Annotated in this window: 11 protein-coding genes; 10 read left to right on the forward strand and 1 reads right to left on the reverse strand. The window is 66.6% G+C overall.

What is annotated here, in order from left to right:
• Positions 1 to 25 precede the first annotated feature (25 nt).
• The 10 genes from tssC (at position 26) to AC1ME3_RS14385 (ending at position 13,236) form a co-directional block, all read left to right on the forward strand.
• A complete protein-coding gene (gene tssC, locus AC1ME3_RS14340; protein ID WP_480953674.1) occupies positions 26 to 1,516 on the forward strand; it encodes a type VI secretion system contractile sheath large subunit in 1,491 nt (496 codons plus the stop codon).
• Positions 1,517 to 1,560: 44 nt separating this feature from the next.
• On the forward strand, positions 1,561 to 2,046 hold the full coding sequence (locus tag AC1ME3_RS14345) for an Hcp family type VI secretion system effector (RefSeq protein WP_056488962.1): 486 nt from the start codon (positions 1,561 to 1,563) through the stop codon (positions 2,044 to 2,046).
• Between the two features lie 77 nt (positions 2,047 to 2,123).
• Positions 2,124 to 3,575, forward strand: coding sequence for a hypothetical protein (locus tag AC1ME3_RS14350; RefSeq protein ID WP_480953675.1), 1,452 nt, complete (start codon positions 2,124 to 2,126; stop codon positions 3,573 to 3,575).
• 22 nt (positions 3,576 to 3,597) lie between these two features.
• Positions 3,598 to 4,305 (forward strand): type VI secretion system accessory protein TagJ, encoded by a 708-nt coding sequence (locus tag AC1ME3_RS14355; protein ID WP_480953676.1) that lies wholly within the window; start codon positions 3,598 to 3,600, stop codon positions 4,303 to 4,305.
• Entirely contained in the window at positions 4,302 to 4,814 is a 513-nt protein-coding gene (locus AC1ME3_RS14360; protein WP_056488967.1) for a type VI secretion system baseplate subunit TssE, read from the forward strand. The genes AC1ME3_RS14355 and AC1ME3_RS14360 overlap by 4 nt, the downstream gene beginning before the upstream one ends.
• Positions 4,814 to 6,715, forward strand: coding sequence for a type VI secretion system baseplate subunit TssF (gene tssF / locus AC1ME3_RS14365; protein WP_480953677.1), 1,902 nt, complete (start codon positions 4,814 to 4,816; stop codon positions 6,713 to 6,715). Before AC1ME3_RS14360 ends, tssF begins: the two co-directional genes overlap by 1 nt.
• Positions 6,679 to 7,719: a type VI secretion system baseplate subunit TssG gene (gene tssG, locus AC1ME3_RS14370; protein ID WP_480953678.1), complete on the forward strand. Its 1,041-nt coding sequence runs from the start codon at positions 6,679 to 6,681 to the stop codon at positions 7,717 to 7,719. Before tssF ends, tssG begins: the two co-directional genes overlap by 37 nt.
• A complete protein-coding gene (gene tssH / locus AC1ME3_RS14375) occupies positions 7,716 to 10,370 on the forward strand; it encodes a type VI secretion system ATPase TssH (protein WP_480953679.1) in 2,655 nt (884 codons plus the stop codon). Before tssG ends, tssH begins: the two co-directional genes overlap by 4 nt.
• Positions 10,371 to 12,389 (forward strand): serine/threonine-protein kinase, encoded by a 2,019-nt coding sequence (locus tag AC1ME3_RS14380; RefSeq protein ID WP_480953680.1) that lies wholly within the window; start codon positions 10,371 to 10,373, stop codon positions 12,387 to 12,389.
• Positions 12,390 to 12,396: 7 nt separating this feature from the next.
• A complete protein-coding gene (locus tag AC1ME3_RS14385) occupies positions 12,397 to 13,236 on the forward strand; it encodes a glucosaminidase domain-containing protein (protein WP_480953681.1) in 840 nt (279 codons plus the stop codon).
• Between the two features lies 1 nt (position 13,237).
• On the opposite strand, the gene AC1ME3_RS14390 is transcribed toward AC1ME3_RS14385, so the two are convergent.
• Positions 13,238 to 13,729: a hypothetical protein gene (locus tag AC1ME3_RS14390; protein WP_480953682.1), complete on the reverse strand. Its 492-nt coding sequence runs from the start codon at positions 13,727 to 13,729 to the stop codon at positions 13,238 to 13,240.
• Positions 13,730 to 14,029 lie beyond the last annotated feature (300 nt).

Raw genomic sequence — 14,029 nt, forward strand, 5'->3', positions numbered from 1 at the left:
CGAACTCGCAAACTGGAGACAGGTGATGGCCGAACAGATGGTGCAGGACCACGCGTTGCAGCCGACCGTGCAGGACGCCGTGGTCGACGATTTTACCGCGTTGCTGCAACGCGAATTCAAGTCCGGCTCGGACGCCAAGCAGGCGCGGATCGAGCAGGCGGTCAAGACGATGGCGCAACAGGCGCTGGCGGATACCGCGGTGATCGGCGAGGATGTCTACCTCACGGTCGACGCGCTGAAGGCGGCAATCGATCGGAAACTTACCGCGCAGATCAACCTGATCCTCCACCATCCCGAATTTCAGGCGCTCGAATCGGCGTGGCGCGGGCTCTGGTATCTGGTTGGCAACACGTCGACCGGGCGCGATCTCAAGATCCGCGTGCTCAACATCTCGAAGGAAGAGACGCGGCGGCAGTTGCGGCAATATCGCGACGCTGCCTGGGATCAAAGCCCGTTGTTCAAGAAGCTGTACGAGCAGGAGTTCGGACAGCTTGGCGGCCAGCCCTACGGTGCGGTGATCTGCGACTACCAGTTCGATCACTACGGCCCGGACCTGGAAGTGATGAAGGGCCTGAGCAAGATCGGCGCGGCGGCGCACGCCCCGTTCATCGCTGCGGCGGCCCCGCAGTTGATCGGCATGGACAGCTGGCGACAACTCGCCAATCCACGCGACATCGCCAAGCAGTTCGATGCGACGGATTACATGGCGTGGCGATCGTTCCGCGCCTCGCATGACAGCCGCTATCTCGCGCTGACCCTGCCGCGGTTCCTCGGTCGCCCGTTGTACGGCGCCTTGACCGAACCGGTCGCCGATTTCTCGTTCGAGGAAGAGGTCGATGGCAACCACGACAATTACCTCTGGCTCAACGCGTCCTATGCGTTGGGGGTAAGGATCACCGAGGCGTTCAAGACCTATGGCTGGTGCACCCGCATCCGCGGCGTGGAATCCGGCGGCACGGTCGAGGATCTGCCGGTATCGCTGTTCCCGACCGATGAGGGCGGCGTCGATGTCAAATGCCCGACCGAGATCGCGATCTCGGACCGTCGTGAGGCCGAGCTGTCCAAGGCGGGGCTGATGGCGCTGATCCACCGCAAGAACACTGACCATGCGACCTTCATCGGCGCGCAGACGGTGCACGAGCCCAAGGCCTACGAAGATCCGGACGCCACCGCCAACGCGAACCTGTCGGCGCGGCTTCCGTACATCTTCGCCAGCTGCCGCTTCGGCCATTACCTGAAATGCATGGTCCGCGACTGGATCGGCGGCACCCGCGAGGCACCGCAGCTCGAACGCGACCTGCAGAGCTGGATCATGCAGTATGTCGATCTGCAGCCCGAGCATTCGAACGAGAACACGAAGGCCAGGAAGCCGCTCAAGCAGGCTAACGTCCAGGTGCTGCCGGACCCGGAGAACCCGGGCTATTACCGCGGCATCTTCCAGATGGTGCCGCACTACCAGCTGGAAGGCATGGACGTGACGCTGAGCATGGTCTCGCGCCTCCCAAAGTCGAACTGATCCACAACGTCCTGTTCCCGTTTTTTACTGTCTAGGAGATCATCATGGCCGTCGAAATGTTCCTCGATCTCGATGCGTGCAAAGGCGAATCGATTGCGAATGGTCACGAGAACCAGGTCGATATCCTCGCCTGGAACTGGGGTGTCGCCAACCAGGGCTCCGGCCATCTGGGCGGCGGCTCCGGCACCGGCAAGGCGAGCTTCCACGATCTGACGATCACCAAATACGTCGACAAGGCGACCAGCACGATCCTCGAGAACTGCGCCAAGGGCAAGCATTTCACCAAGGCGACGCTGTTCTGCCGCAAGGTCGGTGGCGACGCGCCGCTCGAATATCTGGAGATCGAGATGGACCAGGTGTTCGTATCCGGCGTCCAGCATGGCGGCAGCCTCGGTGACGAGCTGACCACGGAGACGGTCACGCTCAACTTCGAGAAGGTGAACGTCAAGTACAAGCCGCAGTCCGCCACCGGCGGGTCGGCTGGTGACATTCCGTTCAAATGGGACATCCGCAAGAATCAGGCCGCCTGATCCCCGCCATGGATACGATCGCCGCCGGGGCTTGGGCCCCGCGGCGATCACGACGTTTTGACCAGCGGAGTCGAGGAATGTCGATCTTCTCATCGAACGCGACCTATCCGCTGGTCGTGTTTCGCGGCACGACGGCGACGCTGCTCAGGGCCGGCGGCGGCACGGCACCGCCCGGCCTCCAGGCGGAGGATGTCGTCTACACGGCAGAGCTCGACCGTGCATCGTACAAGCTAGTCGTACGGTCGCCGCTTCTTCACACCGAAATCCTGCTCGCGGTAGGGCAGCAGATGGCGACCAGGATCGCGCCCGAACTCGCCGCCGAATTCAAGCGGACCGGTACGCTGAGCGCCAACAGCCCGATCCTCAAAAAGGCGGCCAGCGATGTGCCGTTGTGGGTACAGCAGGCGGGACAGGGCCAGAAGGCCGGCCTGCGACGCTGGCGCAAGGCGAAGGTCGAGAACGCGCTCACCTGTGCCAAGTGCGTGATGGGCCTGGTATCGTCCGGCGCGGGACTGGCCAGTGCCGCCGCATCGTTCGGCGTGACGTCGATTCCCGCCATATTCGGCGCATGGTCGGCGGTCGCGACCACGATAGGCGCGCTCGCCGGCGCGTGGCGAGACGTCCAGACATCCGAGGCGAACGTCATGCGGCACGTGCGCAAGATGGGCGAGGCGTATGGCAGCCAGTTGCACGGCGCTCAGTCGAACCGCGGCGTGGCGAAGAACGCTGCGCTCGGCGGGAAGGCCGTTGCAAACATCGCAAACATCATGGCCATCAACCTGAAGCTGAACCTGCTTCCCTTCGCCAACGGACGATCGCTGGGGCCATCGGTATCGGGCTTTCAGAGTGCGATCGCCGAATATGAAGTCAAACTGTCGCACCTCGTTAAGGAAGCGAACGCGCTCACCGCGATCCTCATGGACCTTCTGGACGTCGACGAGGAGCTCGCGATGTCGACCGACCCCAACGACAGGGCAAAGCTTGCGACCAACGAGGCGCTCGCCGTGCGGATCATCGGCGACGAGCGCGGTACGGCCGGTGTCTCGCGCAAACGTGACGGATTTCGCGGCCAGGTGTCGATCCTCTGGCTGAAGGGCTATTACGATGTCGGGCGTGTGATCGCACAGAAGATGCGGACGCAGGTCCAGCAGTTTCAGCGCGAAACCACGATGAACCGGTTGGATGCGGCCGAACAGGGCAGCGCACTCGTCTTCGGGGTCGGCATGTGGTTCGCCGGCCAGACCGAAGCATTGACGAGTGGATCGCTGATGGGGTTCGCTAGCAAGGTCGGTATCGTCACGGACAGCGAGGTCCCCAACGTGACGGGCATCATCGGCGTTGCCACTACCCTCAACGAATGGCGCGCCTCGGCCGGCGGTGTGATCAATGCGCTGCGGCACAACTATCCCGAGGAAGCGAAGTCTTCGATCTCGGAGGATTGCAAGGTCGAGTATCTCGCGACGTCGAAGGAATTCGGCCTGGGGGCGCTGGACGCCTACAGCGCGGTGAAGGGTGCGGTTGCGGCATGATCGCGTCGCTGAAAGATCTCGTATGACGCGTTCGACCCTGGCTGGCCCCGAGATCGAGGCCGTTGTCCGCGCCGGCGACCTGTCCGGCGCGGTGGCCGCGTTGGCGTCGCGCCTGCGTGCCGCACCCGGCGATCGCGATACCCGCATGGTCCTGTTCCAGGTCCTCTGCGTCGGCGCGGACTGGGACCGCGCACAGGCGCAGCTCCGCGTGCTGGGCGGTCAATCTCCCGATCTACAGATGCTCGCACGCGCCTATGCGCAGGCGATCGAGGCGATGAAGGCGCGCGACGGCGAGATCGCGGAAGCCGATTTTACCAACGCGCCGGATACGCCGGGCGAAGTTGACGGCCAGCGGTTCAATTTCCTGTTCGACGGCGACACGCGGTTCGGCCCGAATCTCGAGGCGGTCGTCGGTGGTACGAGGAGGTTGATCCCGTTCGCGACCATCCTCTCGATCGACACCGAGGGCCCCGTCGACCTGCGCGACCTGGTCTGGTTGCCCGCGCAGATCCGGTTGCGCGACGGCAGCGCGCTCGCCGCGCTGCTGCCCGTAACCTACCCCGGCACCGCCGCCGAAGCGGATACCATGCTGCGGCTGGCTCGACGCACCGAATGGCGCGAGCATGGCGGCGGCATCCACGGGGTCGGCCAGCGGATCTGGACGACCTCGACCGGACATGACGTGCCGATCCTCGAGTTTCGCCACCTCCGCTTTGAGAACACCGCGTGAGTGGTCCGCAACCGACGCTGTTCGACAAGCTGGTGGGCGATCTCGCGCTCGACGGGCTACGCGACGATTCCGACGTCGAGAATCTCGACCGCGCGCTCCGGCATTATGCCGTGCCACGGCTCGATCGGTTCGGTGACAAGGCGTTGCGGGCGACACTGCTGCGCGAGCTGAACTGGTTGCTGAACACCACCAATCTCGCCGCCGTCGCCGACCTTTCCGCGTATCCCGAAGTCGCGCTGTCGACGCTCAACTACGGTCTAGGCGACCTGACCGGCAAGATGCTCTACCGCCAGGAACTGCAGCAGCGCGCGCGCGACATGCGCGAGGCGATCGGCCGGTTCGAGCCGCGGATCGATCATGGCAGCCTGGACGTCGAGGTCGACGTCGATCCGGATCGTCCCAACAGCGTCGGCTTCGTCATCCGCGGGGACCTTGCGGACATGGTGCCGGTCGAACTGCGCACCGAGGTCGAGATCGACACCGGCAGCGTATCGTTGAGGGTCGGCTGATGGATCCGCGTCTTCTCCAGGCCTATAACGACGAACTCGTCTACCTGCGCGAGGCCGCGCGCGAGTTCGGAGAAGAGCATCAGACGGTCGCGGGCCGGCTGGGCCTGCAGTCCCCCGCCGAAGTCGACCCCCATGTCGAGCGGCTGCTGGAAGGCGTCGCGTTTCTCGGTGCGCGCGTGCAACTCAAGCTGCGCGATCAGTTTCCCGATTTCACCCAGCATCTGCTGCATGCGCTCCAGCCCAATTACCTCGCGCCGACGCCGTCGATGTGCGTGGTGGCGTTCGAACCGCGCGAGAATGACGGCGCGCTGGCCGATGGCATCGACATCCCGCGGCTGAGTCACCTCAATGCGCTCGCTGGCGAACGGGACGGCGCGACCGTGACGTTCCGGACCGGGCACGACGTGACGCTCTGGCCGTTGCAACTGTCCCAGGCGGAGTACCTCCCGTCGCGCGCATCGCTGGCACCGTTCCTCGGCAAAGACGCTGGGGGCCAGGACGCTGGGGGCAGGGGCGCCGGGGAGGGTGCCGAGGCCGGGCTTCGGATCCGCCTGACCGCGACGGGCGGCGCGAAATTGTCGGAGCTCGCGCCCGGTCCGCTACCGCTCTACCTCGATGGGTCACAGGCGATCCCGGGCGAGCTGTACCGGCAACTGGTGGCGGATGCGGTGTCGGTCGTATTGCGCCCTGCCGACAGCGTCGGGACTCCTTCGGCGGATTTGCCCCTGCCGCGTGCCCATGGCTTCGAGGAGGAGTGCGCGCTGATTCCCAGCGACGGACGGACGCATCGCGGATACCGCCTGCTGTCCGAATATTTCGCCTGTCCCGAACGGTTCCTGTTCATTGCGCTCGACGGACTGGCTCGCCGCTTCGCCGCGTGCGGCGAGGCGACCGAATGCGACGTGGTCATCCTGTTCCGCCGCCGCGCCACCGCGCTCGTCGGATCGGTGACCGCCGCCAACCTGCGGCTGTACGCGACTCCGGCGGTCAACCTGTTCGAGAAGCAGCTCGACCGGGTCGCCGTCACTGCATTCGATCATGAGCGGCTGACGATCGCCGATCGCACGCGCCCTCTCGATTTCGAGGTCAACCGGTTGCTCGACGTCCGCGCGCACCGACGTGACGGTGGTACTCTGCCGGTGGTGCCGATGCACGATTTTGCCGGGTTGTCGTACGATTGGAGCGACGCCTTGTTCTACGCCACGCGCCTGACCCCGCGACGTCTCCCCGCACGCGAGCGCCGGGCGAATGGACGGTCCGATTATGTCGGCACGGAAACGTGGATCAGCGTATCTGCACCCGCCCGCGCGAGCAGGACGGAGGACATCCACGAACTGTCGATCCGCGCACTGGTCACCAACCGCGATCTGCCCGAACGGATGGGCCGCGGTCGCGGCACCGCCTTCTCGATCGACGGCGTGGCGGTCAGCGGCATCACCATGCTGCGGCCGCCGACGCCGCCGCGTGCGCCGCTCGGCTTGAACGACGGGGCGTGGCGAGTGATCGCGCATCTGACACCCAACCAGTTCGGCTTTGCCGGCCGCGGCACGGACGAATGCGACGCGGGCGCACTGCGCCATCATCTGGCGCTGTATGCGCGGCCCGAGGATGCCGTCGCTCGGCGCCAGGTCGAGGCGGTCAAAACGGTACGTGCCGAACCAGTATCGCGGCGCGCTCCGGGTGCGGGACCCAGCGCGTTCGTGCGAGGCCAGCGCCTGCACCTGGGTCTCGACGAGGCCGGGTTCGACAATGGCCGGATGGTGCTGTTCGGCGCGGTGATCGATCGGTTTCTTGCCGAGTTCGCCTCGATCAACAGCTTCACGGAAACCGCACTCGAAACCACGGGAAGGGAGGGCGTGACGCAATGGCCAGCAAGGCTCGGTCGTCGACCGACCATCTGACGTACCTGCGTCTTGGCGCCCAGCGCGTGCAGGCACTCGCCCCGTTCGAGCTGCTGCGCGGTGCGGAGGCGCGGGCGCGCGCGCTGCCGCGGATCGGTACCGCGCGGCTGCCGCAGCAAGACGTCGTCGAGATTGCCCAGACGCCGTCGCTGGCCTTTCCTGCCGCTACCATCGAAGGAATCGCGGTGGACGACGAGCGCGCGCGCGTCGAGGGGCATTGGCTTGGCCTGACCGGGCCCATGGCGCCGTTACCGCTGCACATCAGCGAGTTCGCGTCGTATGAACGGCGCTACTCGAAGCAGCGCCCGTTCAACGGCTTTCTCGACGTCATCGCCGGACGGATGCTCCAGCTGTTCTATCGCGCCTGGGCGAGCACGTCGCCCACCGCGAGCGGCGATCGCCCCGATGACGATTACGCCGCCGACCGGATCGCGGCGCTGTCGGGCGCGCAGGACGGCGCAACCGACGATTCAGCCTTCCCGGCGCGCGCGCGGCTCAGATATGCACCGGTGTTCATCACGCCGCGCAGCCCGGCGGGTATCGCAGACGCACTGTCCGATCTGATGCGGATGCCGGTTCGTCTCACCGAATTCATGCCGCGCTGGCGCGACCTCGAGCCGGAGGATCGTTCCACGCTTGGCGGTGGCATGATGGTGCTCGGTCGCGAGGCGCTGGCAGGCGGACGTGTCCGCACGGTCGCCGACGCGTTTCGCGTGACGGTCACCGCCGGGAGCCACCGCGAGGTGATCGCGCTGTTGCCGGGCGGCGGTCGCCACCGGTTGCTGGAGGAGGCGATCGCGGCCTTCGTGCCGACGCATCTCGATTGGGACGTCGAAATCGAGACGTTGCCGGCCGCGATGCGGCCCGCTCGGCTCGGTAGCGGCTCCCGGCTCGGATGGACCGGGTGGCTCGGATCGCGATCGAAGACCGGCTCGCGCGCCGATATCCGGCTCGGCGCCGGCGCGCGGACGATGACGCAATCGCAACGGAAGGAACCGGCATGACGGATATCAGACGGCAGGTGCTGTTCGGGAAGCTTGGCCCCGCCGCGACCCGTGCGATCGAGAGCGCAACGGGGTTCTGTCGCCTGCGCGGCAACCCCTACGTGGAACTCGTCCATTGGCTGCATATGCTGGTGAAGGATCGCGATACCGACGTGGCGGCGTTGATCCAGAAATGTGGCCTCGACGAGGCGCGTCTGTCCGCGGATATCGTGACGGCGCTCGATCGATTGCCGTCAGGTGCCACGGCGGTCAGCGATTTCGCACCGCAGATCGAGGATACGGTCGAGCGTGGCTGGCTCTACGCGTCGCTGCTGTTCGGCGCGGGCGAGGTGCGTACCGGGCATCTTCTCGTCGCGATCCTGAAGACCCCGCGGCTGCGCGAGCATCTGTTCGCGATCTCGGAGACGTTCCGGCGCCTGTCCGCCGATACGGTCGTCGATCGGTTCGAGACGCTGGTCCAGGGAAGCACGGAGCGGACGATGTCCGCAGCCGCTGCGGATAGCGCGACAACTGGCGGCACCGCTGCGGCGCCGACCGCGGGCGGCGAGGCACTCGCGCGCTATGCCGTCGATCTGACCGCCCGCGCCCGCGCCGGCGAGATTGATCGGATCGTCGGGCGCGACCCGGAAATCCGGCAGATGATCGACATCCTGCTGCGTCGTCGCCAGAACAACCCGATCCTCACGGGTGAAGCGGGCGTCGGCAAGACTGCGATCGTCGAGGGTCTCGCACGCCGTATCGCCGATGGCGACGTGTCGCCCGCGCTCGCCGACGTGTCGCTCCACGCGCTCGACCTCGGCCTCCTGCAGGCGGGGGCGGGGGTCAAGGGCGAGTTCGAAAAGCGGCTGCGGCAGGTCATCGACGAGGTCGAGACCGCCGCCAAGCCGGTGATCCTGTTCGTCGACGAGGCGCATACGCTAATCGGCGCTGGGGGGCAGGCAGGCACCGGCGACGCGGCGAACCTGCTCAAGCCCGCACTCGCCCGCGGTCGCCTGCGGACGATCGCGGCGACGACCTGGGCCGAATACCGCCAATATGTCGAGAAAGACCCCGCGCTCAGCCGCCGGTTCCAGCCGGTCGCGGTCGGCGAACCCGACGACGAGACGGCGGTGGCGATGCTCCGCTCGGTACGCGAACTGATGGAGCGGCATCACGGCGTGACCATTCTCGACGAGGCGCTGGACGCGGCGGTGCGGCTGTCGCAGCGCTACATCCCCGCGCGCCAGCTTCCTGACAAGGCCGTGAGCCTGCTCGACACCGCCGCGGCTCGGGTCGGCGTGTCGCAGCACGCGACGCCCGCGCGCGTCGAGGACGCCCGCAGCCAGATCGCCCGTGTCGAGGCGGCGTTGGAGGCGGCCGAACGCGAACAGCGCCAGCGGTACGCCGACGGCGCCGCGGCGGCACCGCTCGCCGAGACGCTCGAACTCGCCCGCGCCACGCTGGTCGAGACAGAGGCGCAATGGCGCGCCGAGCGCGATGCCGTCGCGGCAATCCACGCGGCGAGGGACGCACTCGGGGACGACGAAGCCACCGGCACAGCGCTGGACCACGCCATCGCCGCATCGCGCGGGTTGCGCAGCGATCAGCCGATGGTCTTCGGCGAGGTCGATGCCGACACCATCGCAGCGGTCGTCGCCGACTGGACCGGCGTCCCCGTCGGCCGCATGGTCAAGGACGACATCGCCGCCGCGCTGGTGATCGAAGACCGCCTGAAGGAGCGCGTCGTCGGCCAGGACGCGGCACTCGACGCGATCGCGCGCCGCATCCGGATCAGCCGCGCCCGGCTCGACGATCCGGTCAAGCCGGTCGGTGTGTTCCTGCTCTGCGGACCATCCGGCGTCGGCAAGACCGAGACCGCCCACGCGCTTGCCGAACTTCTCTATTCCGGCGACGACAGCCTGATCACGATCAACATGAGCGAGTTCCAGGAAGCACATACCGTCTCGACCTTGAAGGGCGCGCCGGCCGGTTATGTCGGCTTCGGCCAGGGCGGCGTGCTGACCGAGGCGGTGCGGCGGCGGCCCTATGCGGTCGTCCTGCTCGACGAGATCGAGAAGGCGCACCCGGACGTCCACGAGATGTTCTTCCAGGTGTTCGACAAGGGCTATATGGAGGATGCGGAAGGGCGCTTCATCGACTTCCGCAACACGTTGATCCTGCTCACCTCGAACATCGGCACCGACACGATCGCGGCGTTGTGTGCGGACGATCTCACTGCGCCGGACGGGCCGGGGCTGGCCGACGCGATCCGCGACGACCTCTTGCAGACCTTTCCGCCAGCTCTGCTCGGTCGTCTCAAGGTGCTCGCCTATCGGCCGCTCGATGCTGCCACGCTGACCGCGATCGTCCGCCTCCAGCTTGGGCGGATTGCCCGGCGGTTGGCCGACAATCACGTGATCCGGCTGCGCTGGGACGAGGCGGTCGTCGATCTGATCGTGTCGCGCTGTCGCGAGTCGGCATCGGGGGGGCGCATGATCGATGCGATCCTGACGGGTGACGTCTTGCCGGAACTGTCGACGATGGTGCTCCGTGCGCAGGCGCTCGGCGACCTTCCTGCCGAGATCGCGCTGTGGGTCGACGACGACGAACTCGCCTTCCGCGCGATCGAGACGGACGGACCACAGACGGTTCGAGCGGAAGCGGCCGAATAGATGGACAGCGGGGTTCGCGATCCGCGTGAGAGTTCGCCGGCGATCGCGGCAGCGTTCGGGTTGAGCGCGGGCACCATCCTGAACGGCATCTACCGGATCGACCGGTTCCTGACGCGTGGCGGCATGGGCGACGTCTATCTCGGCAGCAATGTCGAGACCGAGGAGCTGGTGGCGATCAAGGTCATGTTGCCGCGGCTTTCCGAAGACCCGAAGATCCTGTCGCTGTTCCGCAGCGAAGCGCGACTGCTGATCCGCGTCGCCCACCCGGCAGTCGCTCAGTACCGTGTGTTCGCGCGCGATGCGACGCTCGGCGTGCATTATCTCGTCACCGACTTCATCGACGGCGACGCGCTGTCCGCGCGCTTGCACGGCGAGGTTCCGGGGCCTGACGAAGTCGCGCGATTGATCCGGCGGCTGGCGGGCGGACTGCGAGTCACGCACGAGCTCGGCGCCGTCCACCGCGACATGTCGCCCGACAACATCCTGCTCCCCGGGGGGCGGATCGACGAGGCCAAGATCATCGATTTCGGCATCGCGAAATATGTCGAGCCCGATGATCGGACCGTCGTGATCGAGGGGTTCGCCGGAAAGCTCGGTTATGTAGCCCCCGAGCAGTTCGGCCTATACGGCAACCGCATCGGTCCGTGGACCGACATCTACAGCACCGCGCTCGTCCTGCTCGCCTTCGCGCGGTCCGAACCGATCGACATGGGACGGACCATGTCCGAGGCGATGGAGCGCCGATCCATCGTGCCCGATCTGGCCGCGCTGCCCGATAGTCTGCATCCGCTGTTCCGCGCCATGCTGCAGCCGGACCCGGCCGAGCGTCCCGCATCGATGGATGCGGTAGTCGGAGCACTCGATAGCGCACCGATCGTCCGCGCCGCGACGCCTGCCGCCCCACTCGCTGCCACGCCGGCCGCGCCATCGGCCAAGCCGCCAGCCGGCCCGAAGGTCGCGCCGTCCGCCACGCTGGAACGCGCAGGCCGCCCCAAGTCCAGGCCGGTTCGATCGGTCGACAAGAGACTGGTCGCCACGCTCGTCACGGTTATCGTCGCGTCGGTACTGGTCTGGCTGGCGTGGCCCGGCACGGGCTCTCAGCCGTCTCGACCCAAGCCGGCGCCTGCCATTCCCGCATCACGGCCTGCGATCGCGTCGGTTCGACCGATGCCGCCCGTAACGCCCTCTGCAACGCTGCCGCAATCCTCCGCACTGGTTGCGCAATCCGCGCCGATCGGCAGCGCGCTTCCGCCCTTGTCGATCGTTGCGGCTACCAACGCCGACCGGCGCCGGGGAACCGCGCTGTGCCGGAGGAACGGCGGCACGGCGACCACCGCGACGATCGACGGCATGGTCGACGCGCGTACGGCGACGCTGGTGTTTGTCTCGCCGTCGGGCAAGCCGCGAACACTCGTTTCGGGCAGCGCGGAGCAATGGGCACGGTCCGCGGATCGGCGTGGGACGGTTCGACAAAATGGTGCGGGACGATACCGCATACGGTTTTGCGCGAACGAACCGGGAGACGCGGTTCTCGCGGTTGTCGATGGCGCGTCCTCGTTACCGGTATTGCCGGCGGCGTCGGCGGGAGCCAGCATCGAACGCTACCGCAGCCTTGCCGTTCGGAAGAACTGGCCCGTGATGGTGTCCTGGATCTTCTTGCCAGCGACTGTCCAGACACGAAACGGTCGGGGATTGCCAGGCACGTCCTCGACGCCGATCGCCGACGGTTACCCGGTGCAGCGGACGACCCCCGTCGGAACGGAAGCATCTTCGGTTTCCACGCCGACCAAGGCATCCGCCTTTTGTCGCCGCTTCAAGGAAGGTCGCTGGCAGGATGTTGGGGTCCGCAGCCGCGACGCCTGCATCTCCGCCGCGCTCAAACGTGGATTCTCGGGCTATGCACAATACGGCTTCACGCTGTTGCGGCGTTATGACGGTCACGTCGAAACCAAGGTAAACGGGCAGTGGACGCGTCTTGACGCTCGGACCGACGGCCGCCCGGCGGCGTCGTCGCGGTAGACGGGACATGTCGGGCTATCCTAATGTCACGATCGGCGGAGCGGTCGGCCGGGGCGGCGCCAATCGGTCGACGGATGTGCGGGCGGTCCAGCAACTGCTCAACATCCGGCGATCCGCGTGGTCGTCGCGGCCGTTGCGCGTGGACGGGATCTGCGGGACCCAAACGCTTCGTGCGATCGCCGAGGCGCAGCACCGCTTCGTCGGTCGACCGCGCTCCGACGGACGCATCGACCCGAATGGGCCCACCTTGCGATTGCTCAACGCCATGCGCCCCGTGCTGCGCGCTGCACCCCGCGCGACCTCGACGCCGCCGCCGGTGCTACCGCGTGCTGTCCTACCACCCACGCCGCGACCGGTATCGCACGCCGTACCGGCCCGGCGTGCTGGCCGCGAGCCCCCCATCGAGGTGATCGATGCGGCCCGGCAGTCGGAACAGCGCTGGCACGTTCCCGCCTCGATCAGCATTGCCCAGTGGATACTTGAAAGCGGCGAGGGACGGCATATGCCCCCCGGCTCGAACAACCCGTTCGGGATCAAGGCGGCGGCGGGGCAGCCGTCGGTCACGGTGCGCACGCGCGAGGAGACGCGCAGCGGCCGATCCTTCCACATCCGCGCACCGTTCCGAAAGTTCGCAACCCTGGCCGAGGCGTTCGAAGCGCACGGCCGGCTGCTCTCCACGCACCGAGCCTATGGCGAAGCGCGTCGCCATAGCGATGATCCCGACGCCTATGCCGACGCACTAACCGGGCGCTACGCCACCGACACTCACTACGGAACATTGCTCAAGACGATCATGCGCAGCCGGGACCTGTACCGCTACAACGCGCCGGCCGCAGTCTCGCGATAGCCTATTTGAGCATGGAGAAACATGCGCCCATCCGGGCAGCGATCGATTGATACCGGTTGGCCGTCTTCGGGTATCGCAACTGGAAGATTGCCAATTGGTCGCCGCGTTTCAGCACCTTGCCGTAGAATATCGTTCCGGCTCTATCGGCACCCGACACGACGCGCCAATTGCCATGTCCCGCAGCATAGGTCGTTCGACCTCCTCGACCGGCAAGATCAGCCGCGACCTCCTTCGCGGTAGCGTCGATCCCGCCGTTCAGCACGTCGTTGCGGCCGAACACGGTGAGCGTCCCACCGTCCGCAGCACGAAAAACACGGCCGTCGCCGTTGGGCGCTTCTGCCTGCGCCTTCAACACCGCCGGGTAGCAGATCGCGTATCGATATCGAGCATTCACGTACCGACCCCACGCGTTCGGCGTTGCGTCGGCCAGCCCGGTCGCAAGCATTGCCGCCACGCCAAACGCATAGGCGAGTGGTCGCAAGGCGTTGTTCATTGAAATTCCTTTCGCTGCACGCAAACCGACGTTCGAAGCTTTTCCAAAACGTACAAGCTCCCGCGATCGTTGCCACGCTTTGCGGCAAGGCGCATTTCCCCAGCGGGCGCTGCAGGCGTTCCGCTGCAACCGCCGATGCAGGCCAGCGTGATTTTTGACAACCCGACGCTGACCATCCGACGCCGACCTGCTGTCTCGCGGGCTGCGTGCTATGACTGTTTGCAGATGCGCCTGCTCGATCGTCTGGTCCACGTCCATCCGGCTATAATGCCCTTCAACGGTGTGAGGTTAAGTCTGGAC

This window comes from Sphingomonas sp. BL2 (assembly GCF_056680015.1).

Excerpts from the sequence above, each read along its gene's own strand:
- tssC (WP_480953674.1), top strand. The coding sequence starts at position 26 with ATGGCCGAACAGATGGTGCAGGACCACGCGTTGCAGCCGACCGTGCAG.
- AC1ME3_RS14345 (WP_056488962.1), top strand. The coding sequence starts at position 1,561 with ATGGCCGTCGAAATGTTCCTCGATCTCGATGCGTGCAAAGGCGAATCG.
- AC1ME3_RS14350 (WP_480953675.1), top strand. The coding sequence starts at position 2,124 with ATGTCGATCTTCTCATCGAACGCGACCTATCCGCTGGTCGTGTTTCGC.
- AC1ME3_RS14355 (WP_480953676.1), top strand. The coding sequence starts at position 3,598 with ATGACGCGTTCGACCCTGGCTGGCCCCGAGATCGAGGCCGTTGTCCGC.
- tssF (WP_480953677.1), top strand. The coding sequence starts at position 4,814 with ATGGATCCGCGTCTTCTCCAGGCCTATAACGACGAACTCGTCTACCTG.
- tssG (WP_480953678.1), top strand. The coding sequence starts at position 6,679 with ATGGCCAGCAAGGCTCGGTCGTCGACCGACCATCTGACGTACCTGCGT.
- tssH (WP_480953679.1), top strand. The coding sequence starts at position 7,716 with ATGACGGATATCAGACGGCAGGTGCTGTTCGGGAAGCTTGGCCCCGCC.
- AC1ME3_RS14380 (WP_480953680.1), top strand. The coding sequence starts at position 10,371 with ATGGACAGCGGGGTTCGCGATCCGCGTGAGAGTTCGCCGGCGATCGCG.
- AC1ME3_RS14385 (WP_480953681.1), top strand. The coding sequence starts at position 12,397 with ATGTCGGGCTATCCTAATGTCACGATCGGCGGAGCGGTCGGCCGGGGC.
- AC1ME3_RS14390 (WP_480953682.1), bottom strand. The coding sequence starts at position 13,729 with ATGAACAACGCCTTGCGACCACTCGCCTATGCGTTTGGCGTGGCGGCA.